19 protein-coding genes are annotated in these 24788 nt (G+C 60.0%); 9 read left to right on the forward strand and 10 right to left on the reverse strand.

Features of this window, described 5'->3' with window-relative positions:
• Positions 1–12: 12 nt before the first annotated feature.
• From QSV46_RS28750 to QSV46_RS28775, 6 genes are all read right to left on the reverse strand, one after another.
• On the reverse strand, positions 13–1128 hold the full coding sequence (locus QSV46_RS28750; protein ID WP_314959468.1) for a glycosyltransferase family 1 protein: 1116 nt from the start codon (positions 1126–1128) through the stop codon (positions 13–15).
• A 57-nt stretch (positions 1129–1185) separates the two neighbouring features.
• A complete protein-coding gene (locus tag QSV46_RS28755) occupies positions 1186–2613 on the reverse strand; it encodes a hypothetical protein (RefSeq protein ID WP_314959470.1) in 1428 nt (475 codons plus the stop codon).
• A 14-nt stretch (positions 2614–2627) separates the two neighbouring features.
• Positions 2628–3854 (reverse strand): glycosyltransferase, encoded by a 1227-nt coding sequence (locus tag QSV46_RS28760; RefSeq protein WP_314959473.1) that lies wholly within the window; start codon positions 3852–3854, stop codon positions 2628–2630.
• Between the two features lie 227 nt (positions 3855–4081).
• The gene (locus QSV46_RS28765; RefSeq protein ID WP_314959475.1) at positions 4082–5275 is read right to left on the reverse strand and encodes a polysaccharide biosynthesis/export family protein; all 1194 of its coding nucleotides are present in this window, start codon (positions 5273–5275) and stop codon (positions 4082–4084) included.
• A gap of 127 nt (positions 5276–5402) precedes the next feature.
• Positions 5403–6458 (reverse strand): glycosyltransferase, encoded by a 1056-nt coding sequence (locus QSV46_RS28770; RefSeq protein ID WP_314959478.1) that lies wholly within the window; start codon positions 6456–6458, stop codon positions 5403–5405.
• Positions 6459–6937: 479 nt separating this feature from the next.
• A complete protein-coding gene (locus QSV46_RS28775; RefSeq protein WP_314959481.1) occupies positions 6938–10303 on the reverse strand; it encodes an RHS repeat protein in 3366 nt (1121 codons plus the stop codon).
• A 558-nt stretch (positions 10304–10861) separates the two neighbouring features.
• On the opposite strand from QSV46_RS28775, the gene QSV46_RS28780 reads away from it, so the two are divergent.
• A complete protein-coding gene (locus tag QSV46_RS28780) occupies positions 10862–11425 on the forward strand; it encodes a serine O-acetyltransferase (RefSeq protein WP_314959484.1) in 564 nt (187 codons plus the stop codon).
• Here the strand turns inward: QSV46_RS28780 and epsC are convergent.
• Positions 11422–12018 carry a serine O-acetyltransferase EpsC gene (epsC, locus tag QSV46_RS28785; protein WP_314959486.1) on the reverse strand — a complete coding sequence of 199 codons (597 nt, stop codon included), beginning with the start codon at positions 12016–12018 and terminating at the stop codon, positions 11422–11424. The genes QSV46_RS28780 and epsC overlap by 4 nt on opposite strands.
• A gap of 82 nt (positions 12019–12100) precedes the next feature.
• Entirely contained in the window at positions 12101–13378 is a 1278-nt protein-coding gene (locus tag QSV46_RS28790) for a lipopolysaccharide biosynthesis protein (protein WP_314959487.1), read from the reverse strand.
• A 670-nt stretch (positions 13379–14048) separates the two neighbouring features.
• On the opposite strand from QSV46_RS28790, the gene QSV46_RS28795 reads away from it, so the two are divergent.
• Positions 14049–14288 carry a hypothetical protein gene (locus QSV46_RS28795; RefSeq protein ID WP_314959489.1) on the forward strand — a complete coding sequence of 80 codons (240 nt, stop codon included), beginning with the start codon at positions 14049–14051 and terminating at the stop codon, positions 14286–14288.
• On the opposite strand, the gene QSV46_RS28800 is transcribed toward QSV46_RS28795, so the two are convergent.
• On the reverse strand, positions 14247–15452 hold the full coding sequence (locus QSV46_RS28800; RefSeq protein ID WP_314959491.1) for an acyltransferase: 1206 nt from the start codon (positions 15450–15452) through the stop codon (positions 14247–14249). The two genes, QSV46_RS28795 and QSV46_RS28800, sit on opposite strands and share 42 nt — an antisense overlap.
• A complete protein-coding gene (locus QSV46_RS28805) occupies positions 15452–16768 on the reverse strand; it encodes a hypothetical protein (RefSeq protein WP_314959494.1) in 1317 nt (438 codons plus the stop codon). The genes QSV46_RS28800 and QSV46_RS28805 overlap by 1 nt, the downstream gene beginning before the upstream one ends.
• Positions 16769–16914: 146 nt before the next feature.
• Between QSV46_RS28805 and QSV46_RS28810 the strand changes: the two genes are divergently transcribed.
• From QSV46_RS28810 to QSV46_RS28840, 7 genes are all read left to right on the forward strand, one after another.
• Complete coding sequence (locus QSV46_RS28810; protein ID WP_314959497.1) at positions 16915–18270, forward strand: O-antigen ligase family protein; 1356 nt, start codon at positions 16915–16917, stop codon at positions 18268–18270.
• Positions 18271–18331: 61 nt separating this feature from the next.
• On the forward strand, positions 18332–18994 hold the full coding sequence (locus QSV46_RS28815) for a hypothetical protein (RefSeq protein ID WP_314959498.1): 663 nt from the start codon (positions 18332–18334) through the stop codon (positions 18992–18994).
• A 102-nt stretch (positions 18995–19096) separates the two neighbouring features.
• On the forward strand, positions 19097–19696 hold the full coding sequence (locus QSV46_RS28820) for a transglutaminase-like cysteine peptidase (RefSeq protein WP_314959501.1): 600 nt from the start codon (positions 19097–19099) through the stop codon (positions 19694–19696).
• A 292-nt stretch (positions 19697–19988) separates the two neighbouring features.
• Positions 19989–20381 carry a hypothetical protein gene (locus tag QSV46_RS28825; RefSeq protein WP_314959503.1) on the forward strand — a complete coding sequence of 131 codons (393 nt, stop codon included), beginning with the start codon at positions 19989–19991 and terminating at the stop codon, positions 20379–20381.
• 6 nt (positions 20382–20387) lie between these two features.
• The gene (locus tag QSV46_RS28830; RefSeq protein ID WP_314959504.1) at positions 20388–22601 is read left to right on the forward strand and encodes a polysaccharide biosynthesis tyrosine autokinase; all 2214 of its coding nucleotides are present in this window, start codon (positions 20388–20390) and stop codon (positions 22599–22601) included.
• A 139-nt stretch (positions 22602–22740) separates the two neighbouring features.
• A complete protein-coding gene (locus QSV46_RS28835) occupies positions 22741–23367 on the forward strand; it encodes a hypothetical protein (protein ID WP_314959505.1) in 627 nt (208 codons plus the stop codon).
• Positions 23368–23518: 151 nt separating this feature from the next.
• Positions 23519–24529: an NAD-dependent epimerase/dehydratase family protein gene (locus QSV46_RS28840; RefSeq protein ID WP_314959507.1), complete on the forward strand. Its 1011-nt coding sequence runs from the start codon at positions 23519–23521 to the stop codon at positions 24527–24529.
• Positions 24530–24788 lie beyond the last annotated feature (259 nt).

Here is a 24788-nt window from a genome sequence, read left to right on the forward strand (position 1 = left end):
GAGGAACATGCACTAATCCAGATTTTGGAGAAGCGATTGCGCAACTCTGTGAGGTGCGAACGCCTCTCGGACTTCGGCGACGGTCTCTGTGGACAGACGTTTGCCGGAATTCAAACGTGCGATCATCTGTTCCGCCCACGCGTCGACATTGGTCGGATCGGCGACGTATTCCGCCTTGCCCAGGGTTGCTTCGGGAAGCGATGTCACGCCGCTGACGAGCGTCGGGACGCCGAAGCCCATCGCCTCCGCTGCCGGCATGCCGAAGCCCTCGTAGAGAGAGGGCAACACGAAGAGCCTTGCGTTTCGGTAGAGTTCGCCGAGATCTGCATCCGACAATATACCCGTCATCACGATGCGGGCCGCGGTCTTCTCACTCGCGTTCTCGCGTATCAGGCGCATCTTCTCGTCCGAGGCCTTACCGGCGAGATACAATTCGATCTCAGAATTCGATTGGGCCGCCCGATCGAAAGCCTTGATAAGGACTCCCAGGTTCTTGTGCGGGAATGGATGGCTGACGGTGAGGATGTAAGGCCGGCCCGCGAGCTTGCGGGTTGCCTCGCCGACTTCGCCCTGTTCGAGCCTGGCCCACTCGATGGCGTTGTAGATGACCTTGCACTTGTTGGCCGCCGCGTCTCCGAAATGGCGTCGAACGTATTCCTTCTCGGAATTGGAGATCAGGAATACGAGGTCCGCCGTCTGAAACATGCGGGGAAGATAGAAGTCGAGCCAAGCCTTCCTCTTGCTGGAATGGTACTGCGGCAGCACCTTGTACTGAATGTCGTGGAGGATCACGGCCGACCTCGCGCGGCTGCCGGGGCGCCGCGGCGGAAGGAAATAGTTCGGATAGACCGCCCAGCCGTTCCCGGACCTTCGCCATTCGAACAGAAATTCTTCGGCGAAGCGGCTGTTCTTGCCAGGAAGCGGGTATTGCCGCTGCTGCGCGATTGCAGGGTTTTTCGCCATCCACCGCAGAAACTCGGGCGACAGGCGGCCCGGATCGGAAAACGCGAGCGTCAGCGCGGCCTTCGCCTTGTCGAGCCCGTGAATGAGGTTGTAGATCGCCGATTCAGTGCCGCCGATCTTGTGGTGATGTATTGCAAACAGGGGAATGGTGAGTTCACTGGGCATTGCTTCGCTTGACTTTGATCGTGCCAGGAACGAGCTGAGGTCGGTTTCGCGACAACATCAGTTGAGCACCCGAATGGTGATCGGTACGGACGCATCGACGTCGTAGACGATCGGAGTCGGCTCCACATCGCCTTGAGGGCCCGCGGCCGGCGCGGTCTCGTCGCACATCCGCCGTCCCGATGCGTCAGGCAGGTTCGTCAGGGCGTATCGTGCCCGCACGGTCGAGCCCGAGGACCAGAGAACGACGCTTTGCCGCGCGCCGCGCCGCGCCCTGAAAACGAAGACGTCCGGGAGCGGTTCCTGGATGTCGACGTGATCGGCCGAGCGAACCAGATCCGTTGCTTCCCGCACGAAGCAAGCGGCCGGCTTCGGCTCGTCGTTGAACGTGAATAGCCCGAAATTGTTTTCTCTGTCTGTCGGACTGGAACCGATGTTCTTCAATTCATGCACCCAAATGCCCTTGATCCAAGGTATGACGGCGCTCTGCATGATGAATTGAGCGAAATTGTTGCCAGCAACCAGGGGCATGACTCCGCACGGTTCATTAGAGGTCGGCCAGCTGAATTCGGTGACGTAGATCGGCGTGACGGCGCCGCCACGGTCCTGCATCAGTTCCTGTTGCAAACGCTTGACCCGGCCGATCAGTTCGCTGGCGGTTCTGTTTTGCGGTTTCAGGCAATGGTTGTAGAGATGAACGGACAGGCCATCGGCGCCGTTCAGGGCGCCGTCGCGAACGATGGCCCTTGTCCATTTCCAGTCGATATCGTCCCCCACCGCGCCGACGATCACCCGAGCATGCGCATTTGCGCTCTTGAGGGCACGAACTCCGGAATTCGCGACGCGGACATAGTTGGCCGCGGATCGGGGGTCGCTGGCCGGTCCTTCGCCGACCAGTCTCGGCAGACGGGTCCCCGTCCCGATGTCGATATTCCACTCGTTCCAGATCTCGTAGATCGGATCGTATTGCCGTGTCAGCTCGACGACTTTCTTGAGGTAGGCATCGAATACGCCAAGCGCATCGTCGGAGATCGGCGGCACGCCTCCCGGCACGGATGAGTTTGCGGCCCCGACATTGAGGACGGGCTTCAACTTCGTTTGGGGCAGGAAATTCATCAGCCGCTGCGACTTGACGAGGACCGGCCCTTGAGGCGGAAAGCTGAAGGACTGCCATGGCAGGTAGTCGCGATACGATGCAGCCCCGATCTGCGCCAACTCGTGCAGCGCCGTGGTTGCGGAGTCGTATCCGAGAGTGCGTACGAGACCGAAATGGATGTTTGATCCTATCAGCAACGGGGCCGCCGGAGTAGCGCGAGCGACCGGCGTCAGAGTGACGGTTTTCTCCGTGGCCGCAGCGCGGTCGGCCCCGAAAATCGCGATGCCGCACAGCAGGCACCATGGAATGGCACGGCGCAGCACCGAAGAGAACGGCACGCCGGCGCGTGCCGGATTCGACGATGCAGGTTCATGGGCAGGCTTGCCGCTCAAAATTCTCGTGGACCTCATTGGCTCGCATGCCCGCGGAAGTTGCGAATCTCGTCGATGAACTTGAGGTATTTCGTGCCCAGAAAGTCCTGATCAAACTCGCGGGCGCGGCCCATCGCATTGGCTTGGTAGCGGCGAAGCGTATCGCGATCAGACAAGACCTTTTCGAGGCCGGCGCGCCACGCCTGGACGTCTCCCGGAGGCAGCAGCAGTCCCGTTTCATCGTGCTCGACCAGTTCGGGGATTCCACCGAAATTGCTGCCGATCACCGGAACGCCCACGCCGAGGGCCTGAATGACGACGCCCGGCGAGTTCTCCAGCCAGATCGACGGAATGCAAAGCACGTCGCTCGTTGCGATATGATTGATGGCTTCCTGCAGGGGAACGTGACCCGTGAAGCTGATCCACGAATGATGACCAAACCTCTTGCGTAGGGCGGGCTCATGCCCGCCGCCGCCGACGATCGTGAAGGTGAACGGCCAGCGATCCACGAGCCCCTCGGCGGCTTCCAGCAGAACATCGATTCCCTTCGCCTCGTGCAGCCGTCCGGCGTAGACGAAGCGGACCGCCTCCGACTCGACGCGCTGGACTGTCGGCGATGGGTACTTGTTCGCGTTGAGAATGTGCGCGGTGGGAAATCGCTTGAGCGGCTGAAACTCTGCATTCCGCTCGAGATTGGCGCGCGACGGAGAGCAGAAGCCAATTCTGCGCATCGACAGAATTCCGCGGCGCTTGACGCCCGCCGACAGTTTGCACACGCCGCACTGCGTTTCGCAGGTCTTTCCGTCGACGAACATCGTCAGCCGCAGGCAGGACAGCGCCAGGTCCGGCATCACGTACATCATCGGGAGATCGCGCTTGGCGAACTCCTGCAGAACGTTGTGTCCGATGCCGGTCAGATAATGCACGTTGCAGAAGTCGGGCTTGAACTCGTCGAGCACGCGGCCGACGATACGCGGATTTCTCGGATCCAGATGATCTTGCAGATGCCACAACGGCTTTAGGTAGGTTTCATCGACACGCCCCTGCTTGTAAATAGGGTATGGGCGCGGCATGTAGATGCTCCAGATTCTCATACCATCGACCAGCTGGCCGAACTTCTCTTCTTCGCGAGACTTTGCAGCCGTGAGTACGCCGATTTCATGTCCCTGCTTCTGGAGCCAGGAAGAGAGATTGAAAGCAGAGATTTCAGCACCGCCGAGCACATTCGGAGGAAACATGGCCGAGACGACCAGAATGCGCATACGTTCAAGCTCCAAATGAACAGCGGATCGGATTCGTTTAACTGCGGACCCAGCGCCTTTTTATGACGTACTCAGGCCATCTTGCAGTATCCAGGCCAAATGCCCGGCTCGCCGCTGAGTCACAATGAAGGCAGCCGGACCGCGCACAACCCAAGAGATATCGGAAGCGGACGCGGCGCTGCAGGATTGCAGCGCCGCGTGCCCGATACCACTCAGTCTGGTGTCTGTTATCTCGTCAGTGTCTGAACGTTAATAGCCGTATCCGTTCCGGCGAGCATGAGCGAGAAGAACTTGATCAGCTCTGTGCTCGGAGATTCAGACACCACGATGGCATCGTGATCTCGGATCTGGAAGGAGTCGGCGAAGAACAACCCGTCCGGCTTGCTCCAGTCAAAGTTGTACACGGTCGGAACCATCTCGCCAGGGAAACGCTCCACGTCGATCCCGGCGGACTTGAGCAGATTCCGCGGCTCGAGACGAAGAACATAGACCGCAGGCGAATTGGCGCGAGCGCCGTCGAGGCCGCCGGCCTTCGCAATCGCTTCAGCCAACGTCATCCTGTCATTTTCGAACGTGAACCTGCGATTGTTGGTGCCGCCGATCGAGCCGGGCGAGGGCGTCGATCCGAACACCATGAACACCCGCGGTTCCCGCGACAGATAGACGACGTCGCCCGGCGCAAGGAAAGCGTCCTCTTCGGGATGACGCACGATCGAACTCATCGTGTCCGTGTACGTCTTGCCGCCTCGCTTGATCCGGACCTTTGTTTCCCACGATGGATATTTCGGACCGCCCGCGCGCGCGATCGCACCCATCACGCGAATTCCGCCCGGATCGACTGGAAACCTGAGCGGCGCATTGACCTCGCCAAGCACGCTGATCTGGTTCCCGCGCTGCTCAACGACGGAGACGACGGCCTGCGGGTCGATCGCGCGGTTCCTGATCCGCTCGCGAACGATGTCGGCAACTGCGCGGGCGGTCAGCCCGGCAGCCTTGATGGTGCCGGCATAAGGCACGGTGATGTTGCCGGATTGGTCGACCTGCTGGCGAGGTATGTCAACGAAGTTGCCCGGTCGGACGCTGGCCTCTCGCGGAATGAAGAGGCCGCCGGACTGGGCTTCGAACACGGTCACAGTGACGATATCGCCGACGCCGATCGTGATGTCCTTGTAGTTTCCGCCAGGCAGATTGCGGAAATTGCCGCTGACATGGTCGCTGATCGAATTTGCCGACTTCAGAATATTCGGGTCCACCGCGAGAAGCGCGTAAGGCACCGGCGGGCTGGGCGCGACTGTCAGCGCCGCATTTGTGACGACCGAAGCTCCGTTCGGGGCATCTTGCGGTGTAAATCCAGCGCAGCCGGCCAGGCAGATGGCAGAGACGGCAAGCGCAGGAGAAATCTTGAGAATCGATGCCAACAAAATGCGCGTCCTATCTCACTCTTACCATGCTCCAAGTTCTTAGCAGCCGCACCATGTGAGACCAAGTCTGGATGAGGTTGCAGCGGACCATTGAAGGTCACTGTTGCATTCAAGCCACTTCGTCGCGCTAGAAGGCAGATTTGGAGAGATGTTTGGGCGACGTGGTGATCACCGCTGCGTAAACTTTAAGCAGCTCTTGGTGTGTCCCGTCGATGCTGAACTCTGACACGAACCGCTGGTAGCCGGCCTCTCCCAGCGCTCGCAAATCAACACGCGAGGCTCGCCTTAGTCCTGCCACAAGTGCCTTCGTTCCGGCGGGATCGCAGATCAAGCCGGTCACCCCGTCCTCGATAATTTCTGGCAGTGCGCCTGCGCGAAATGCCAGGATCGGCTTGTGCGCGCGCATTGCCTCCAGCGCTACGAAGCCGAAGGCTTCCCACCGCGATGGGATAACGCAGAGATCTGCCTGGTCGAGCTGAGCCTCGATGTCCGTTCGCGCGAGCCAGCCCAGAAGGGTGACATTGGACGGCATGTTATGGTCGCCTTCCTCGCTGACGACCGCGGAGCCGATCATCCTGACGTCAATGGACGTCTCGAGCTGCATCGCAGCCTCGATCAGGAAGTCATATCCTTTTTGGCGATCAAGGCGTCCGATGAACAGAACCTTGAGCTTCGATGTGCTCCAAGTGGCGTCACCGTGGCTGAAATTTGGGCGCTCGTTGCGCATTCCGCTCAGAACAAGGCTGAGCTGTTTTTCCGGGATGCCGGCGTCGCGCGCCGCCGCGTACTCGTTTTGCGAGATACAGATGATTCTGTCGGTGACCTTGGCGAGCACCCGCTCCGCGATCTTGGCGACGGCATTGGTGAAGCGCGACGCCTCGCGGGAGAAGGCCCAGCCATGTGGGCAATAGACGATGGCAGGCCGTTTGCGCATGAAAACGAACGCCGTTCGCACGATCAGGCCGGCGAGCGTCGAGTGAACGTGCACGATGTCCGGCTTGGCGATCTGCACCTGCCTCATGGTCTCGAGCGCGAGCCTCAGCAGGCTGGGCAAATTCCGGCCCGACCGGTCAAAGGCGACGATGTTGGAATTTGCGATCCCGATCAGGTCGGCCCGATGGTCTGACGGTACGATGTAACACACGTTCTCCTTGCCGAAAGTCTGGCACTGAAGCGCATGCAACTCTGTAAAATAGGTCGCGATCCCACCGCGGATAGTCTCGGCAACGTGGATGATCTTCAGCCGAGGGGAATCAGACGTCATTCGGAAATTGACTTGATGGAGACATATGCAACCCACACAACAAACACCCGGTCTTCAACGCTATTCCCGCTTCCGCCCTGGGCAAGCCCGGTGCGGCCGAGCATCTCGCTGACAGACTTAACCAAAACGAGCTTTGTGGCAATTCAGCGCCCCCGCTGAATTTTGCGGGATGAGGCTTCCTGGTCCACCCTTTGCTGATCTCTGGATTGAATACGTAGACACCGACTTGGCCTCGAATGGCCGGGCCATCCGATCTGCCGTTCACCCGTCAATGTCTATATTTCCGCTCGCATGATTGCAACGCGAATATGGCGTCACTTCGTGCGCCTGTTGGCGCGCGAAGTGACGGAAGAACGACAAGTGCCGGATCGCGAGGCAGTCTGCGCGATCCGTGCAGCCTACACGAGCAGGAAATTGTCTTGCGTAAGGCTGGTCGAATTGACGTGCGCGAGCAGAATCGAGTCGCCCTCGCCGAGATGGACGATTGCGTTTGCTCCGGCCTGGGTGATGTTCAAGTCCGCGAAGTCGGCTGCGAACGATTTGGATAGCTGGATGACGTCGTGGTTTGCAGCAGCGCCCGCATGGAAACCGGAGATCTGATCGTTGCCGCCGCTGAAGACGAAAGTGGTCGAAGTGGCCGCCGTGAACAGGTCGTTTCCGTTGCCGCCCTTCAGCGTTACGCCGGCTGCGTTCGCCGTCTCGACATGCGTGCCATTGGCCTTGAGCAGATCGGTCTTCTGCAGGACGCCCGAAGCGTTGTAGGTCTCGTCCTGCACGCCGGACGACAGGAAAGTATAGACGTGCTTCGCGCCGCTGTCCTGGGTCACGACCTTGGATGCCAACTGGCCGTCAGCGTCGTAATAGGTCGCGGTCGAGCTGCCGTCCGCACCGGCCTTGAAGGTGTAGTCGAGTGTGCCATCGGCATGGGTGCGTGTCGCCGAAGTGAGCTCGCCGGCGGGGTCGACGTGCTGAACGACGTTGACGTATGACTGGCCGATGACGCCATAGGCATAATTGTCCTGGCTGTTGTCCGCGTGCAGCACGTACATCTTGGTCTTCACGCCGTCCGTGAAGAGAGACGTTGAGGTGGGGCCGTCCGCGTTCTCGACGATCTCCTGAGTGATCGACCCGGCGGCATTGAACAGATCGTGGACCGACGATCCATCCGTATGGCGCACCGTCTGCGCCAGCTTCGTGCCGTGGCCGTCGTACTGCGTGCCGATCGTCGTGCCCTGTGGGTCGATGACCTCGGTGTATTCGAGCGTACCATCGGCATGTGTGCGGACGATCGACGTCAATTGTCCTGATGCGCTGATGTGCTGGATGATGTTCTCGTAAGGCTGACCTTTGATGTCGAACGCGTAGTTGTCCTGGCTGTGATCGGCGTTTGTGACGTACATCTTCGTCTTGAGGCCGCCGCTGAAGAGTGAAGTCGTGCTGGTGCCGCTCGCGGCGGCCACAACTTCGCTCGAGAGCGCGCCGGCCGGGTCGAAATTGTGGGTGGTCGTGATGGCGCCTGAAATCGTGACCTTCTGTGCGTAGCTGCCATCTGCATGCAGGCGCTCGAACAGCACAAGGCGACCCGCCGCGTCGAACCCGCTGTGCTCCGTCACATAGGCCTTCTGCTTGATGCTCAGCGCGTAGATGTCCTTCGTCCCGTCGAGATGCGTGATCGCCTGGGCGATCTTTCCGCCCTTGGCGTCGAAGCTGGTCGACGTCGTCGTGCCGTCGGGGCTGCGCGCCTCGGTGTAGTCCAGGGTTCCGTCCGCGTGCGTTCTGACGACCGATGAGACAACGCCGCTGGCGTCGACGTGTTGGACCTCCGCGACATAGCTCTTGCCGGTGATGTGGTAGAAGAAATTGTCGTTCGACTGGTCGGTATTGGTGACGAACATTGCGGTCTTGACGCCCGAAGTGAAGAGCGTGCTGCTCGACGAGCCGTCAGCGTTCGTCTTGACTTCCGACACGAGCGAGCCTGACGAGTCGTAATGATCGTCGGTCGAGCTTCCGTCCGCGCCGATATAGGTCTTTCCGGTGACGGCGCCCGAGGCGGATTTGTGCGTCACCTCGGTGACATACGGCTTGTCCGTGATTCCATAGACGAATATGTCCTTCGACTTGTCGCTATGGGTGACCGTCATCGTCGTCTTGGCCCCGTTTGCATAGGACGAAGCGGCGGTCGATCCGTCGGCGTAGGTCACCAGCTGATAGATCGGCAGGCCGGATCGATAGGCCGTCTCCTCGGTCGACGTGAGCGCGCCGGTCGAAACGTAATTCTCGGTGACGCCCCAGGTGGACGCCAAGGTGGTCACCGCGAACGAATAGCCGCCCTTGATCGTCGAAAGCACGCTGCCATAGTGCGAGATCATGTAGTCCATCGTTGCTTTCGTCGACACGGCAAGGACATGGGTGTCGGTCAGCGTGATGGATTTGACGGTGCCGGCGGCATTGAGGTCGGATAGCTCGGCCACGATTTCGGCTGCGGTGCCCGTGACATCGGTCACGGCTGGCGGCGGCGCCGGGACAGCGGGAGCGTCGATCTCGATGATGAGCGGATGATCGCTCACCGGAACGGTGAAATCCTGCACGTTGGTGTAGGTCGCGATCGGCTTCGTGGTGTTCAGCGGGTCATAGACTGTGACGGTTTTGTGCACGCTGTTCAGATGAACCTGAGCTTGCGTCGTCGGGTTTGAAATTTCGACGTCTTTCGCGTCGTTCCAGAGCTGCGGTTCGGCCCAGACCACCAGCTCATAGGCTCCATTGCTCTTGCCGAGGACCATGCTGTTGCCGGTCGAGGGCAAGTTATCGATCTTGTAACCGAGCGGCGTCGTGGGCGTGCGGCCTTCGTCACCGTCGTCGGCGAGGAGCGTCGTCAGATTGTGAATTGCAGTCGCGGCCAGCTTCGGCGTGCCATCCGCATTGAAGAGGCCGAACTTGCCTTCAGGATGGGAGCTGCTGCCGTGATCGAGCAACTCATACAGATACGTTGTGGTGACGCCATTCTTGAAGGCATCGGCGAGCGAATTCAGAATGGACTTTGCCTGCACCAGCTGGTCGACGCCGAGGCCCGAATAGCTCGCCAGGGTGGTGTAGCCCGTCTCGGTGATGACGGAAGGGTTGTTGGGTGAACTGGTGGCTGCAAGATCGACGGCGTAGTTGATGCCGTAGTTCTCAGGCGTCGTCGTCGCGACGTAGGCATGGGAGGTGGAAAAGTCCGAATACTCCGAGAGATCGCCGAGTTTGGCGTAGCCGCTCGCGTCGTTCAATCCCAGCGTCAGATTATAGACCGCGACGTCGCTGAGATGTGCGTCGGCCCTGATGGCCGTGTAAAGGTCCTTCTGAAATTGGGCGGCAGCCTGGAGGGAGGAACTGCCGTGGTAGGTGAAGGGCTGGATGTTGGCCTCGTTGAGACCTTCGATTGCGATCACGCTGTTCGGATAGGCTGCGATGAAGCCATCGAGGGAAGCGAGGAACTGGGCAATTCCTGCCGCACCCGAGGCCGGCAGGCTGGATGCCACGACGAAGTCGAACGCCACGCCGGCCGCTGCAAGCGCATCGATCACCGGGATTGACGACGGGTCCATCGAAAGGGAATCCCGGATCGTCGTGATGCCGAGATAGCGCAGGCCGTCGATGATCAGACTCGAGTTGGCGTAAGTTCCCCAGGCGGAGCCGGCTGAATAGGCTGCATGCGCGTTGACTGCGATTGAATCGACGAACGCATGCGCGGAGAGGACAGCGGATGAAGTGCTAGTCGTCGTCATGGGCGACTCCACGTTGAAGGCTTTCGCTCATCTTCCACGCAACTTGGAGCTTTTCATGTTTGAAGAAGACAAAGTTATCCTCGTTGTGCTGTTTAAATAAGCTCGACGATCGCGCGCGCCGCAGCCGCAAATGTGTGCGCGATGGTTCCGCGAAGCGCGTGCTCAACGGTTACGCAATGTGTGTCTGATGTTCTCGATGTGGCCGATGCGGAACTTGAGATCTTTTCGGTGTTCTCACGGAACGACGATATCGGTTGCGATGAAAAGGTTGGCAGATGCTTCGTTCGTGGTCAGCCGCGCCGCGCCTGTTTGCGTGAGTCGAGCGCACGATCCAGGCCGCGACTTGTTGGCCGGATGGCTATTGCGTGTTTCGTGTCGCCGTTGCCGTGAAGCGCAAGATCGCCTGGATGGCTTGGTTCCCTCGCTTGCACAGCCCGGCGCAGCTGCACGCGAATTCAGTGCCGCGCAATGGGCGCTTGGAAAGCCTGTGGAACTTGGTACATCATCGTCGCAGAGCCGGCCGTTGGCATCGGCGGGAATCGTCCAGCAGAGTGATGAATGAGCATGTGGAGACAGGATCTCGAGCGAAACGCCGCACGCAGCGGTCTGACCGGCGCTTTGATCGCCTACATCACGTCGCCAGGCTTCGCCCTCGTGTCACGGGCAAGGCTCGCGTCCTGGCTGAACGTCCGGGGCAGAGGGGGCAGGTTTCTTTCGCGGCTGGTCTGGCGATCGTCCGTCAGGAACTACGGATGCTATGTGGCCCCTGCCGCACGGCTCGGAGCCGGTCTATGCCTGCCGCACCCGGTCGGCATCGTGATCGGCGAAGGTAGCGTGATCGGAAACGACGTGACGATCTACCAAGGCGTCACGCTCGGCCGGGCTTCGCATGACGTCGACGCCTACCCGTCGATAGATGATGGTGCGGTGATCTACGCTGGCGCAACGTTGCTGGGCCCAATCAGGATCGGGCGCAACGCGATCGTTGCGGCACATTCGGTGGTGCTATCCGACGTGCCGGACTTTGCCACGGTCGTGGGTGCGCCTGCGCGCATCGTCGGCACGGCCAGAACGGAAGACCGGTTGCAGGCCACGGACGTCAACCGGGCGGCGTCACGCTAGGCGACTTCCGACGCCAGACCTTGCAGCTCGTCCTGGGACTTCGGTGAAATGTCGGAGCGCGGCAGGATCTTGGCAGGGGCGCCCACCGCAATGGAATTGGGTGGCACGTCCTTGAGCACGACCGCGTTGGCACCGATCATTGAATTGCTGCCCACGGTGATGCTGCCGAGAACGACGCATCCGGCCATCAGGGAAGCCCCATCCTCGATCCGCGGCCTGCCCCGATCGGAGTGGTCCTTCCGACCGATCGTGATGTGCTGCAGGAGTGTCACGCGTTTTCCGATATCGCTGGCACCGACGACGATTCCGTACGGATGCGGGATATAAAGACCGCCATCGACGCTCGCCGCCAGGGCGATTTCCGAGCCGAACAGCAGGCATGTGAACCACCAGACGATGCGTCGGAGAAGCCTGCCGACGAGCGGTATGCGGAAGAGCGCTTCCTGGATGCGCCAGGCGAAAACGAACTGGAATCCCGGCGTCAACAACAGCATGCGCGCAACAAATGCAAAGCTGACCGGGATGTGCTCGCGCGAGGCGTAGTGGGCAAGATCCTCTTTGATCTTGTCGATGATCGTCATCTTCTGGGTCATGAACGTGAGCTCCGCAACGCCGGCTGGGCGCTGGCTAGATCCAAATGGCCTGGCCGGTCGGCAAGGCGGTCTTCGTTTCCGCTCATCCGCCGCTATCGGGAGAGGGCAATGCCCCGGTCGAACGAAACGCCCCTGCCAGGAACCAAGCGCGCATGAGCAACAGGATAACGGCGGTCGCGAAAATTGCAATTCCCGCGCCAGTCAGGCCCAAAGTGACAATGCCGACGCAGGTCATTGCGGTCGAAAGACAGACGCCGATGGTGTTGATGGCCGCGTAGGACGCGTCCTTTTTCGTGCTCAGGAGACCGACATTGCCGAGATCCGAGCACGAGCGCAGCACCGCGGCCGCAAGCAGCAGCAGGAACAGGCCCCGATGTTCGCTCAGTCCTTCCATGGCCATGTAGCGCAGTGCCACTTCGCTTGCCGCGAAAATGGCCACGGCGGCACCCGTGGAAATCGAGATGACCTTGTAGAATTCAACGCGAAGCGCTTCGCGCCATGCCTCGCGATTGCCGCTCGCATAGGTCGACACGAGAATGGGCAGGGCAGCCTGAACGATGGCAGTCGATACCAGCGTCTGTAACGAATTGGCGAGCGACCAGAAGAACGTATAGATGCCCGTTGCCGACAGTCCGAGGAAGAAGCTCACGATGTATCGGTCGAGATACATGAGCCCGACAAGGCTGACGTCACTCACATAGATGTGCCAGGACCTCTTGAGGCGATTGCTGATCCAGTCGAAATCGACCTCCCGCGAGAGCACGCCGCTGAGCTTCCACTTCCTCGCCATGACGCTGAGCGCGACAAGGGCAAAAACGTTCGAGATGATCCAGGCGCACAGCACCGTTTCGATCGAGCGGAATTGCGGAAACAACACGCCGAGGCCGATGACAAAGGGAATCCACGCAGCGGAACGCAGCAGAACGAGCACATTGGCTTCGAGCGCCTTGTTGAGACCGATCAGCGGAAGATGCAGATCGAGCCCGACTGTCTCAAGCCACACCAGGACGGCGATCAACGCGTAAAGGAGGGTGACCGTCCGGTGCAGGTAGAACGACAGCAAAACCGCCAGGACCGTAGCCAGACTCAGCGAGACGATTGTGACGAACAAGCGATTCCGGACTCGGATTGCCGCTTCAGCCGGCGACAATCCGACGACTTCGCGCGCCACGAAATAATTCAGGCCCCACCCGATCACCGCCGGCGCGAGGCCGGTCACGCCGACCGTCAGCCCATAAACGCCGGCCGCGTCATAACCCAGGTATTTGATGACGTAAAAGGAAAGCAGGAATCGAAGCCCGAGCGTCGCCAATCGAATGAGCACATTCGCGAACGCAACCAGCTTCTGGGGGATTGGCATTGTCGGGGCACCGATAATCCGTGATAGCGCAGGGCAAGCACATCATCCGACCCGTGTCAAAGGCGAAGCGTCATCGCCCGGAATGACGTTCACTCCTTATGCGCGAAGACATTCGGCCGCTGGTTCGCCGAAGTTTTAGCCGCCGTGCCTCATCACAGGCAGGGATGTTGTCAGAACCGAGTGCGCAAGACAGCTTTCAGGTCACGTCGCAGCACGTGGCTGCGAGGATTGAGGCGCGCGCGGCGATCCAGAACGATCGGAAGGTTATATCGAGAGCGGCCGCAATGCAGGGAAGCACCCCGAACCGACGTGCATACCCCGCTTGTCATTTGCCTGTGCAACGAGGCGATCGGTCGGCAGGCTTCCATCGCGACTGCCCTCGCGAATGCGCAGCACGGGAGTTGGCGAGGCTGGCGGTGGGAGCCCGCGTGCCGTCCGTCGAAAGTCTGGCTGAACGGCCAAGTTTCGATCCCTACGGCTCCCGCTCGAGCATCGGGCGCCAGGCTGGTCGTCGAGGCGATGCCCGATCGCGGTGTTCATTCGATCTTAGCCTTCGTGGCCCGATTGCCGGATTCCAGGCAATTTGGTCAACGCACCTTTTACCGTTCCCGGCCTAGGCTGATCGAAAGGCGAGAAAAAGAAGCTATGGCTTAACCAAAGGGAGGGTGGAATGAAGGCGAAACTCACGCGCGATAGCGCGAGGGCGCTTGTCGACGCAGGCTACATGCCTCTGGCTCATTATATAGAGATGTTCGGCGAAGACGCTCCACCAGAGACGATCTCGCCCAGCATTATGCCGAAAAAGCGGCGTAGCGCACCGGTCAAGAAGCTGCCGGCCGAGACCGTTCAGGTGAAGCTCGACGGTCACTCACGCCGGCCCGTGATGATCGAACCTGGGGTGGTCGCGTAGATCGTCTCGCAAGAGCGGGCTGGCGACCGCGCTCTGGACTTCGACCGAGGCCTTCCGCTCGTGAGTGCCAAGGAGGGCCGCGATGGCGTTCCGCAGCCGGACCTCGATCAGCTCATATGTGATCGTCGAGGCAACGAACGAAGACAGCAGCCCGAGAACGACGAACAAGGGCCAAACCACCCAGGGTGAGTAGCCCTGGGAGACCAGTCGTGCCCCGATCACCTGCAAGGGGTAGAGCGCGAACGGGTGAACGAGATACAGGCTGTAGCTGATCTTGCCAACGAATTGCGGTGAGGCCTTCGACAACTGCTGCGCAATGGTCGAAGCCGGGTTCAGGACCGTCGAAAACAGGATGAGGCCCGGAAGCAGTCCCGCGAACGGATGTACATATTCCAGCAGCATGTACATCAGTGCCAGGCACGCGACGCTGAGCAGCAGCCCCGATATGCCTCGCGCTCCGATGCGCAGTTCGATCGCCCTCAGCGCGAATCCGACCACGAAATAGGCCGAAATCGGAAAGTAGAGAACGGCGATGACCCCCGCCAGAACGAGCAGGGTTGTCATCGGTCGCGAGCGCGTGGCGAAATAGTAGGCTGCCGCGAACCACAAATAGAAGACCCACTCGTAGGTCAGCGTCCATGCGTTCTGCTGCCCAAGCGGCAGGTTCAGGATGTCGGGGAGGAAGAACAGGTTCGCGAGGAATATCTTCGCGTAGTCCAGCGCGTCGATGCCCTTGAAGAATTTGTATCCGACCAGCGGCCCGATGACGAAGAGGGCGAGATGAAGGATGACAAATACAGGAAGGATGCGCAGACAGCGGTCGATGAAGAATTTCGAAACCACCTGGTGCCGGACGAGGCTGGCCGGGATCAGGTACCCGCTTATCATGAAGAAGACTTCGACCCCGCGGCCGAAGGTTCCGATGATTGCATCGAACCACGACGGCATCGGCGGCAGGAAGCCGGCCGTGAGAGGCATGTCATAGAGATGAACGAGCAAGACGCTTAGCGCGGCAAGGCCGCGTAGCCCCTGGATCGACGGCTCAAAGAGCCGGGCTTGGGCCGCGGAGCCGTGCCGCCCAAAGATATTGTGCCTGCTGTCGGATACTCTCTTGGCGAAATCCTTCGCCCTCTCCGCGCCCGATGGTCGTTCGAGAAGAGCCATCACCCGCTTGCGACCTTCAGGAGCTGCGGCGGCTGCCCCATAGCATTGCGGTTCGCGCGCAGAAGCGGCGACGGCTTTCCGAAAACTTCACTGAACGCCATGGTGATCACCAACAGACCGCTCGCAGGGCCGTAACCGAGAACGGTTATGGTGTAGAAGTTCATCACAAAGATGGCAGTGAGCTTGTAGATATCGCGGGTCCTGGCCACGGCCATGATCACGAAGATCACGAAAATCACGAAGATCGGACCAAACATCAGGTAGGTTCCGATGTAGAAATTATCCACGGGCACGTAATAGCTGACTTTGTTTGAGAACAGCTGCTGCGGATAGTTGAAGCAGCCCAGTCCGCAACCGGTGAAATATCCCAGTGGCATCAGATCGTTCATGTAGACGAACGGCAGCTGCCAGCTGTTGTTGATGCGATCCTGCAGGCTGTACAGGCCCTTTGCGATTCTGCCCAAATTGGTCCCGCTGAACGCCAGCATCAAAGCCGGCGGGACGAGGAGGCAGGCAAAGGACCAGAGCGCCAGCGAACGAAGCGCAGCGAAGCGATGGCGTTCGTCGAACGCGCGAACCAGCAGCAGGGCGCCGAGGTAGATCACCAGGACGCCCAACGCGGTCTTGTTGGTCGAAACCTGAATCGCATAGAGGGCGGGACCGGCCCAAATCAGGCACCAGAGCACGCTCTTGCGAATGGAGGTGAAGACATAGGTTATCAATACGAAATACGCAGCCATGGTGCTGTCGGCGGCGAACCCCGAGATGCGGCTTTCGCCGCCCGTCCACCAGAGTCGCGCCGCGGTTCGCGTCGCGCCGAAAGATTCGTATGAGAAGGCGACCCACGGCAGCCGCGAATGCGCGGACCAGAAGATCCCGATCATCGAGGCGAAGAAGAGAAAATAGACGACGTTCAGCAGGAGTTTCTGGTCCTTGAACTCGCGGCCGCAAAAGCAAAATCCGACGAAGGCGGGCGCGATCATTTTCATCGAAGAGGCCAGACCCTTCGTCTCTCCAAGGAATACGTAGCCGAGAAAAAGCGCGAAAACTGTATAAAGAACGAGCAGGATGGCGATGATGCTGCCTTGCTTGAACGCATATCTGTATGTGAATGCTCCGACGCAGGCGAATGCAAACAAGTCGGGAACGAACCAGAGGGCGTCCAGATGCGTGAGGCTCGCATAGTAGCGGAAGACACCTGCGAAGGCGTCGCGGCTGAAATAGAGCAGCACCGCGCAGCCTTCGAGGGTAGGCAGCGTCCAGGCCGAAATTGGGGCCTCGCGCTTTTCGGCGAGCGGCGTTGTCGGTTGATCCATCGTAGGGCCTTCGGTTAGAATCGCGCGTGCTGTCAGAGACCGATAGGCCGATCGATAGCGTAGCAAATTGTCTCGATTTTGGTCATTCTACACATCTGGTTCAATGAAGTGATCGCCGATTCCGCAGCTTGCCGATAGAAATTTCAGTGCATCGTATATCCTGGTTCATCGCGATTGTAGCCTTCGTATTGGCCCCTTTGCCCTTCGGGTCGGTCGATCTGATCTGGATCTGGATCTGGACCGCGCTCCTGACCGCGAGCTTGTTAACTGCCAACCTCTCCCGCGTTTGCAACTCGGATCTCTGGGTTATCGGACCGATGGGAGCGGTCCTGCTGTTATTGTGTGCACTCACGCTTTTCCAGATATTCCCCGGGGTGAGTGACGCGCTCGCCGATCCTTTCTGGCGGATTGCCAGGGATGTCGCGGGGGTGACGGAGCCGAACCGCATCTCCACTACGGCATCGGTGCCCTGGATCGCATTCGGCTCTTGCGTGCTCTTTGTACTCGCGCTCTTGCGGGCATATCTGCTTTCCACCGACGAAAAGGCGGCAAGGCAGGTGTTGAAAGCGATCGCCTATGCGGGATTTGCCTATGCGGTCTATGGTATCCTCGCGCATCTCCTGGCGCCGACCACGTTGCTCTGGAGGAGCAAGGAATACTATCTTCCGTATGCGACGGGAACGTTCGTGAATCGCAACACTGCTGCCGCTTTTTGGGGCAGTTGCTCGGTCTTGTTCCTGGGCCGTTTGGCCCCCATTGCGTCGGACGCTCTGCTTTTGGCGCATCGGCCCCATTACAGTTCGTTCACAGATCATCCTGCCACGCTTGCTGCCGGCGTTCTGACATGTCTTGTCGCCACCGGCATGACCGGCTCTCGTGCCGGAGTTCTGTTGACGCTGTTAAGCCTTGCCTGTCTCGCCAATCTCCATCTCATGCAACTTCGGTTCCAATCCAGGCATTACTGGCTGGGAGCGGGAGCCGTCACGGCCGCCGCCATCGTAGGATTCCTTGTGATTGGCGGAAATGTGATCGGTCGGGTCGGTCTGTTCGGGCTGACCGACGGTCAGCGTGCCGAAGTCTACCGGACATCACTCAAGATGCTGCGCGGGCACGAATTGCTCGGCATCGGCGTCGGAAATTTCGAGACTGCATTTCCGCCCTATCGCCCGGAAAGTCTTGGCAGTCAGGGCATCTGGGACAAGGTGCACAGCACACCCCTGGAAATGATGATCTCGATCGGGCTTCCCCTGGGAGCGACAATTTGCGCCATCGCCGCTTTGTTCTGGGGGCGGATGCTCTGGGGAGCTTTCTCGAGGCTTCGTGACCGAGACATTCCAGCCACGGCTGCTTCCGTATTTCTACTCGGAGTGTTGCATTCGTGTATCGATTTCTCACTACAAATTGCTGGCTTCGCCGTGATTTTCGCGGCAATTTCGGGTTGCGGCCTGGCCCAATCGATATCGACGACGCGACGTCCGCAAAGAATTGCGCAAAGAATATAGGCAGTTTACCATTGATTAAATATAGTCGGCCACGTCTTCGAAAATCCTGTATGTCTGATAAATGTTTATTCGTGAACAGAATTGGGGCTTCCAGATGCGCATGATACCGGGGTTGGTGATTGCATTGCTGCTGGCACCATCAACGTCCAACGCGGCAACCGCCGTCGACGTGGCTTGCATGCCTGCTGCTGCAGGTGTGACCGCTGAAAAGGCAACTCAGTTTCTCGACAATCCCTCTGCGCTGCTGAAAGGAATCCCTGAAGGGGAGGAAGGCAGGCTTTCTGCGGCGATTCGGGACTTCGCCTTGATGCGTCCCGAGACGGTGGAGGGCATTGGGTCGCTCTCGAGCGCCAGTTCTCCGGCGCAGAACCGCGCGATTGGCGCCGGACTGGGAACGGCTGCATCGACATGCGTGCTGAGCCATCCGGCGACCGCCATGGCTATCCAGGCAGCTGCCCTGAGCACCGAGAACGACGATCTGATTCAGTCATTCGTAAGCATCACGGGGGATGTTCCGACGACTGCCGTTCCCGGCTCCGATCCGACCGGTGAATCGATCGCAGGAGGTGGCCGCGGCACCGCTCCGGCGCAGTCCCCTGGCGCGGTAAGTACTTCAGTGAGCACCACTTTTACCGGGGCTTCGCCGCCGTCATCGACCACGTTCTTCTCGGCGGCCTCAGTCACTTCGATCAATCCGCTCGCCCCGACCAGCCCGACAAACTGAGCGAGGGGACGCCATTTACGCGCAATTTTACGAAATTGCGCAATCGGGTTGAGAACTTTCGAGGCTACCGTCAGGCGATCAAGTGTATCGCGGGAGGCGGTAATGAAACGTCTGGTTGCAGCTCTGTTCGTTCTAGGTTCTTCTTTGCCGTGCCTTGCGGCTGAGCAGGGGATGAGCAAGGGAGTCTTTCTGAAGGAGTCGCAGAACGTTCTGGCTCCACTGCAGTTTGTGAAATTCTGCATGAACTACTCGAGCGAGTGCGAGCAAAGCTCGCCTGAGGCTCGGTTGCCAGCCCGGGATGTCGCGCTTGCGGCCCTTGAGGAGGTCAACGCCAGCGTGAATCAGGCCATATCGCCTGTGAAGAAATCGACCAATCCGCTACTGGCGCGCTGGACGATCTCGCCGTCGTCGGGAGATTGCAACGACTATGCGATCACCAAACGCCATCTGCTTCTCGCCAAGGGGTGGCCTGCGAGCGCCCTGCGTCTGGCGGTTGTCTTTGCTCCCGCCGGCGGGCACCTCGTGTTGATCGCGCGGTTGCAGGACGGTGACTATGTTCTGGACAATCTCGTGCCTGACGTTCGCGATTGGCGGCGTTCGAGCTATCAGTGGGTGTCGATGGAATCCGGTGAGGATCCTCGCTTCTGGGTTTCGATTGCCAAGCAAGATCAGCGCGATTTTGCCGAACTCGGGAACAGGTGAGGGGGCCGCCCAACCAGGCCCGATCGTTTTTCTTTTGCAATGCACAAAGACTTGCCGTATTTAACCGTTAACCGCGGCTGATCCATTAATACGGTGGGACCAAGTGCTTGGTAGAGACCGCAATCACCTGTCGGGCCTTCATTCGCGTGCTCCGATCTTGGCACGATCACTCCTGGCGGTGGCGTGCCTGACGCTGGCTGGAGTGTCGTCGGCAACGGCACACTGCCTGCCGTTGCTGCTCAGAACTCCGCCCGTCGAGCTTCGTCTTTTTGCGGCGGATCCGGCGCATGTCTTGAAGTACGCGAAGAACGACAAGAACAAGATCGAGAGCAAGGTTACAGAGTATTTGGCCACTGATCCCGATTTGCTCCCGCAGATCGGGAAATTGGTATCGCTGGCTCCGGCGTCGAATCGGTCGGCAATCGGGCGTGGCCTGGCGCGAGCTGCGCAGCATTGTGGCCCGATTGAGCCCACGGTTGTGCAGCGCATTATCGATTTTGTACAAAAATTGCAGGACTCGGCGGTGAGCGCCGGATACGCGTCGATTGAGAACGACGCGCCTGTTCCGGTTTCGGCACGGAGCAAGCCAGTCCCCCAATCCAATTCATTATTTGAGGGAGAATGGAACATGGATGTCGGCAATCCGTTCGCCCCCGTCCCACTTCCTCTCGAATTGCCGCGATAGTAACGCATGTATCAGCCGCGAAATAACTTCGACGCCGGACAGTCTTCGTCACTACCGCTCAATACCGCCGTTTTGACCTTCGAGCGGACGCTCGACATTGTGCGCCGGCAGTGGCCGTTGATCGCCTCCGTCGTGGGCCTCTGTCTGGCCGTGGTGGTGGCGTATGCGCTGACGGCCACTCCTTATTACACGAGCTCCGTCAGCATCCTCGTGGATACCCGTCAGGCGGTTCTGAACAAGTCGACCGATGCTGCAAACAGCACGCTGATCGATCCCGGCTTCGTCGAGAGCCAAGTCGAAATTCTCACGTCCGATGACCTGGTGCGCTCGGTCGTTGATTCCCTGAATCTCACCAGCGATCCCGAATACGTCCAGGGGGACATGATCTCCTATGTCGTTGGTGCAATCACCAATCTGCTCGGTCTGGCCGAGCCGGAATCCAAGGATTTCGTGAAGCGGATGGTGGTCGCAAGCCTCAAGAAGAACCTAAAAGTGGAGCGGGTCGGCGTCACCTACGTGCTGATGATGTCGTTCCGGTCGACGGTGCCCGAGAAGGCGGCGAAAGTAGCCAACGCCTTGGCGGACGCATACATGACCAGCGTCCTGGAAGCCAAGTACCAGTCCACCAAACGGGCGAGCGAATGGCTGCAAAGGCGAAGTGCGGAGCTGCAGCAGCAGGCGATGGAGGCCGATCGCGCGGTTCAAACGTTCAAGGCCGAAAATAACATCGTCGGGACGAGCAAGGGCTTGATGAACGAGCAGCAGCTCTCGGACGTCAACACGCAATTGATCCAGGCTCGCGCCAGCACCGCGGAAGCCAAGGCCAGGCTCGACCGAATCAACGCGATTACGGACCAGGATCTTGCTCAGCCGACCGTGACCGACGCTCTCAGCAACACCGTGATCACGCGGCTGCGCGCGCAGTTTCTTGATCTCGCCGCGCAGTATGCAGATTGGTCGAGCAAGTACGGGAAGGACCACCAGGCGTCGGTCAACCTGGCCTCCCGCATGCAGGAACTGCGGCGGGCGATCAAGGACGAGGTCAGACGCATCGCCGATGCCTACAAGAGCGACTACGAGATCGCCCGAAGCAGGGAGAGCTCGCTGGAAACGGACCTCAACAAGCTCGTGAGCCAGTCCGGCAGCGCCAGCCAGGCCCAGGTCAAGCTGCGCAATCTGGAGAGCGCCGCCGACACCTATCGGACGTTGTACAACAACTTCCTTCAGCAATTGCAGGAAGCGACACAGAACCAGAGCTTCCCGATCAGCGAAGCCAGAATCATCAGCACGGCTCAGAAGGCGGACAAGAAGAGCTGGCCGAAGACGGGCCTGCTGCTCCTGGGCGGGCTGATCGGAGGCCTGTGCTTCGGCCTCGGTGGTGCCGTCGGCAAGGAAATGCTGACCGAAGTCCTGCGCACTCCGTCGGAGATCGAGACCGAGACGGCGCTGCAATGCCTTGGCACCCTGCCGGAGCTTCGTCCTGAAGCGTCGGATGGCTCGTCGTCGGACATGCGCGGGGCGGCGCTGACGCGATATGCGCTCGAACATCCGTTTTCGCGGTTTGCCGAAACGCTTCGCAACATCAAGACCGCCGTCGATCTGTCGCGCCTGACCAGGGAAACGAACGTCATTGCCGTCGTCTCTTCGCTTCCGAAGGAGGGCAAGACGACCGTTGTCGCGAACCTGGCGCATCTGGCTGCTCTCGCGGGACATCGCACGTTGCTGATCGATGGCGATCTGCACACCCAGTCCTTGACGCGGAAGATCGCGCCCGGCTCCAAGTCCGGTCTGGTCGAGGCCCTCGCCGACCCCACTCAGTTCGAGCACCACATCCAGGTCGACCGGCAGTCCAATCTCAATTTCCTGCCGTCGGTCGTGCGGACGCGGCTGGTCAATTCGGCCGATCTGCTGTCCTCACAGTCGATGTCGGAGTTTCTCAAGGTAGCGAGAAAGAAGTACGACTATATCTTCGTCGACCTCGCTCCGGTGCTTCCGGTGACGGATGCCAAGGCCGTCGGACATCTGGTCGACGCCATCGTCTACGTGGTTGAATGGGGCAAGACCCGCCGCGCGGCGGTGAACGAGGCCATCGTCGAGCTCGAGGTGTTCAGAAGCAAGATCGTCGGTATCGTGCTGAACCGTGCCAATCCGAAAACGCTGAAGCGCATCGAGTCGTATAAGGGGCGGCACTATTCCGACTATTACGTCGAGCAGGCCTGAGAACAAGCAGGGGTCCCGCCGCCCGTCTGCGGTATATGCGGCCATTGTCAACGTCGTCGTCGCTGCGACGGCGCTGGCCTGGCTGCTATCGGTTGCGAGCTACACGTTTCGCCCCACGCTGCAGGATCTCGCCGCGCGCTTGAGCCGCGGCGAGAACTACGACAATGAGGTTCTCGCAGGTATTTCGTCCCGCTACGAGGACGCCTCGGATGTATTTTGCGACGCCAGGCAGCGTCGCAACCTGCTCCTGATCAACCTGCGGCTCCTGAGCAATCACCTCGAATCCGGCGGCGTCGATTCACTCGATGCGAGTCTGCAGAACGTGAGGCGCTCGGCGAAACAACTGCTCGCGTGCTCGCCCTCGGAATCGATCGCTTGGCTGGCGTTGTACTGGGTCGAGATTCGAGCTGCAGGCTTTGGCCCGACTGCGGTTTCCTATCTCACCCATTCCTATCATTTCGGGCCGCATGAGATTTGGGTTCAGCTTTTCCGCGCGCCGCTGGCGCTGCGCGCCTACGGCTTCCTGCCGGAGGACCTCAAGCGACGGACACGCGCTGATTTCGACGACATCATCGGCGCCCGCCTCTTTCCGACGGCCGTTCTGATGTATCAGGCCGCATCGCAGGCGACCCAAACGGTGCTGCTCGAAGGCATGTGCGCCGACCCGATCGACGTGAGGCTCGTCTTCCGTCGCTTCGCCGAAAGCCGCGGGCTGCGCATTGCGCATGCGTGCTTTGCCGAACCCGGCAATCCTGCCCGCTTGTAGCGTCCTTTCAGCCGGCGTCGTGCAGGATCGTCGGCTCGCCAGATATGTCGCCGGAGGGCGCTGTGCATGAAACTGCCGCAAATCCGAGCCTTGCTTCGGACGTATCAGTCTGGCATTGCAGTGCGGTAAGGACGAAAGCGACGAGTTGATCATGGCTCCTGTGATTGTCACTGGCGCTGCCGGTTTTATCGGCATGCATCTATCTGAACGCCTCCTCGCGCGCGGAGAGGAGGTCGTCGGTATCGATTCGCTGACAGCCTATTATGATCCGGCTTTGAAGCGCATGCGACTTGGCCGGCTGCAGCGGCATCCCGGGTTCAAGTTCTATGAGACGGACCTTGCCGATCCCGCAGCCACGGCGCGGGTCTTCCAGGACGTGCGGCCCGATCGCGTCGTGCACCTTGCGGCGCAGCCCGGGGTACGCGCGTCGATCGACGATCCCATCACCAGCATCCGCGCCAATTGCGACGGCTTTGTCACCGTGCTCGAAGCCGGCCGGCGCCTTGGTCTGGTGCATCTCGTCTACGCCTCGTCGAGCTCCGTGTACGGCGCCAACCGCACCTTGCCGTATTCGACCGAGCATTCGGTCAACCATCCGGTTAGCCTCTATGCCGCGAGCAAGAAGGCCAACGAGCTGATGGCGCACACGTTCGCGCATGTTCACAAGCTGCCGGTGACCGGTCTTCGCTTCTTCACCGTCTATGGTCCGTGGGGTCGGCCCGACATGGCCGCCTGGCTGTTCACGCGCGCGATCTTCGCGAATGAGCCGATCAAGATTTTCAACAATGGCGACATGTGGCGCGATTTCACCTACGTCGATGACATCGTCGAGGGCGTGATCCGCACCCTTGACCGGCCCGCGGCGCCGAATCCCGCGTGGAACGCGGAAGCGCCGGAAAACTCGTCAAGCTATGCGCCGTATCGCGTCTACAACATCGGCAACAACAGGTCGGTCAAACTGATCGAGTTCGTCGAGACACTTGAGAAGATCATCGGCAAGCCCGCGATCCGCGAGCTGCTGCCGATGCAGGCCGGCGACGTCCTGGAGACGCGCGCCGACATTTCCGCGCTCCAGCGCGACGTCGGTTTTGCGCCTTCGACGCCGCTGGCGGAGGGCCTCGGTCGCTTCGTCGAATGGTATCGAAACTACCACGGTCTCTGATTCCGAGATCCGCGGCGCATGCGTGTCATCCGAGAACGCCGGCACGTGTGCTTTTGGTCGCCGGCGACCTTGTCAGAGGGGCGAACGGTTCGCGAAGCAACCTGCCCTAATGTTGGGCGTGCGGCCGGATAGAGAAATGGTCTAGGGTGTTCAGTGGAACATCCGTCTTCAACGGAAAGAGTTTTCTCATGCGAATCGCGATGATCGGAACGGGCTATGTGGGACTGGTGTCCGGAGCCTGCTTTGCGGATTTCGGTCA

This window comes from Bradyrhizobium cosmicum, assembly GCF_032290525.1.
GTDB lineage: Bacteria > Pseudomonadota > Alphaproteobacteria > Rhizobiales > Xanthobacteraceae > Bradyrhizobium > Bradyrhizobium cosmicum_A.

Bases quoted from the DNA above. Each gene is read 5' to 3' on its own strand.
- QSV46_RS28815 (WP_314959498.1), top strand. From the start codon at position 18,332: ATGTTTATTCGTGAACAGAATTGGGGCTTCCAGATGCGCATGATACCG.
- QSV46_RS28750 (WP_314959468.1), bottom strand. From the start codon at position 1,128: ATGCCCAGTGAACTCACCATTCCCCTGTTTGCAATACATCACCACAAG.
- QSV46_RS28795 (WP_314959489.1), top strand. From the start codon at position 14,049: ATGAAGGCGAAACTCACGCGCGATAGCGCGAGGGCGCTTGTCGACGCA.
- QSV46_RS28840 (WP_314959507.1), top strand. From the start codon at position 23,519: ATGGCTCCTGTGATTGTCACTGGCGCTGCCGGTTTTATCGGCATGCAT.
- QSV46_RS28760 (WP_314959473.1), bottom strand. From the start codon at position 3,854: ATGCGCATTCTGGTCGTCTCGGCCATGTTTCCTCCGAATGTGCTCGGC.
- QSV46_RS28780 (WP_314959484.1), top strand. From the start codon at position 10,862: ATGAGCATGTGGAGACAGGATCTCGAGCGAAACGCCGCACGCAGCGGT.
- epsC (WP_314959486.1), bottom strand. From the start codon at position 12,018: ATGACCCAGAAGATGACGATCATCGACAAGATCAAAGAGGATCTTGCC.
- QSV46_RS28805 (WP_314959494.1), bottom strand. From the start codon at position 16,768: ATGGATCAACCGACAACGCCGCTCGCCGAAAAGCGCGAGGCCCCAATT.
- QSV46_RS28790 (WP_314959487.1), bottom strand. From the start codon at position 13,378: ATGCCAATCCCCCAGAAGCTGGTTGCGTTCGCGAATGTGCTCATTCGA.
- QSV46_RS28820 (WP_314959501.1), top strand. From the start codon at position 19,097: ATGAAACGTCTGGTTGCAGCTCTGTTCGTTCTAGGTTCTTCTTTGCCG.
- QSV46_RS28830 (WP_314959504.1), top strand. From the start codon at position 20,388: ATGTATCAGCCGCGAAATAACTTCGACGCCGGACAGTCTTCGTCACTA.
- QSV46_RS28775 (WP_314959481.1), bottom strand. From the start codon at position 10,303: ATGACGACGACTAGCACTTCATCCGCTGTCCTCTCCGCGCATGCGTTC.
- QSV46_RS28800 (WP_314959491.1), bottom strand. From the start codon at position 15,452: ATGGCTCTTCTCGAACGACCATCGGGCGCGGAGAGGGCGAAGGATTTC.